This is a genomic window from Streptomyces sp. NPDC001858 (assembly GCF_053594615.1).
Genome location: NZ_JBSFEV010000118.1, coordinates 1 through 1,887 on the forward strand (window position 1 = coordinate 1; position 1,887 = coordinate 1,887).

1 protein-coding gene is annotated in these 1,887 nt (G+C 56.3%); it reads left to right on the forward strand.

Annotated elements, in window-relative coordinates; all coding sequences use genetic code 11:
* Window positions 1-348, forward strand: a 348-nt coding sequence (locus tag ACWCPF_RS45415; RefSeq protein ID WP_451051027.1) for a hypothetical protein, incomplete at its 5' end; no start/stop codon positions are given.
* Window positions 349-1,887 lie beyond the last annotated feature (1,539 nt).

Consider the following 1,887-nt stretch of genomic DNA (forward strand, 5'->3'; position numbering starts at 1 on the left):
GGCAAACTTAAGCGGGGCTGGGGCTGGGCAAAGTCCAGCTGGGGACGTGCGAAGTCGGCATGGCCCAAGGTGCACAGCGCCTGGAAGAATAAGTGGCACCACCTCGATCAGGTTCGTAACTATGCCAGCCGCTTTTCCTTCATCGGTGCTGCAGTCGGCGTCGGATACTGCGCGTACAAGCAGGCTTGGGGTAAGTGCGGACACTATGCGGTTCAAGGAATGGCCTATGGGGGAACCATCGGCACCGCATACGGCTACCATAAAGTCGGATGGTGGGGTGCAAAGTGGGGCGTAAAGCGGGGGTGGTCAGGCATAAAGCGCGGCTGGAAATGGTGGAAGAACCGCTGAAAGCGGCCCGTGAGTCGCTCGTAGACTCTCGGTAGCATCTTCAGAGATTCATTGAATAGTGGCGGGGGTGAAATGGTAACCCATTTCACCCCCGCCATGCAGAACGGGTGACACTTCCCCAACGGACCCCATCGTTCGGTTGGTTCCCGACGGCGATGACGAACGGTTCTCAATCAATGATTACACGCCGTGTTGCGGGGCCTCATATTGAACCGATTATATCGATTCGGGCACACCTGAGCCCTTTGTGTCGGCGACGAGCTCACCTAGCTGGATGATGTACTGACTCTGCGAAAGGCGCCCACTGATGCGGAGCAAGAATGATCGGTCCGTGATTTTGAAAATCTCCCTACGGATGACCTTCATCACGCCTCGATCATAACTGTTGAGGATATTGGAGAGCTCCGAAAAAGCCTCCTCCTCGCTGCAGTCCAGGCTCGCAATAGTGCGAATGCTGGAGGATTCTGCATCCAGAACTGACGCAAGGATGATCCATTTAGTCATGAAAGAAGACCTTTCGCCTTAATCTCCAGTTAAATCCAGCCTTGCTTAACCTACTGCAACTTGCGTGACACGGTGCACAGTTCGGAGGGGCGGTGCCCATAGTCAGCAGCGAAACCCGGAAGATGTGTTGCGTGGTGCCGGTCGCGAGAGCACCTTCAGTGATAAGCATCCGGCAAAGCCACTACAAATCCGACGAGGATCTCCTCATTGCCAGCTGCGGCAACCGGTTCGTGATCGCCAACTCGACCCTCTCAACCGATCTTCGGATGAGGCTGCATCGAACCTGTTGCGGACGTTCAGGTCCGTTGGTCGGCAGTTCCGTTCGGGCCTGCGAGGTGGGGTGGTCGCCTACCCTTGCCAAGGAAAAGGGCCCGTCAGCCGACGGGCCCTTCGGGAAATTCGATCGCCGGTCACTCCGCAAGCGGATGGGAGTATTTGGGCCACCTTCCCACGGCTGATCGAAGGTGTCTCGGTGACCCCTGCCTGGTCAGTCCATACGGGTTTCCCTGTCAGATCGCATTCCGGCAACTTTCCTTCGCTTAGCATCTCGTACTGTGCGCCAGAGCCCATACGTGAGGCACATTGTCAATGCGATGAAAATGATTACCTGCGCTTGTTCGATCAAATCAGTTTGATCGGAGGGTCGATGGAGTGCGATAGCGCCTGCTCCGACCCAGATACCGAGGATATAACGGAGGTCCCTTACTTGCATTAATCTTGATCCTTCTGCTCTGCGATCCTGCTGCTTTACCAGCGAGGGCGAGCCAGGCCGCGGAATGTTCGGTAGGCAAAGTTTCGACCGTGCCGGTAGATGTTCTTGGCGTGGGAGTAACTGTAGCTGAGGCCGGAAACGTTCCAGAGGCATCCGGCCGCACGTCGCCATGTTCGGCAGGCTCGCCCGATTCGATTGGCTCTTGTAGCCCGAGTGCCGGGCCACCATGATACGGCGATCATTCCGATTGAATGCAGTGTGTCGAAAGCGCCGTTATTCCTTCGCAGCTTATGGTATGCCCGCCAACCCTTTTTGACGTATTT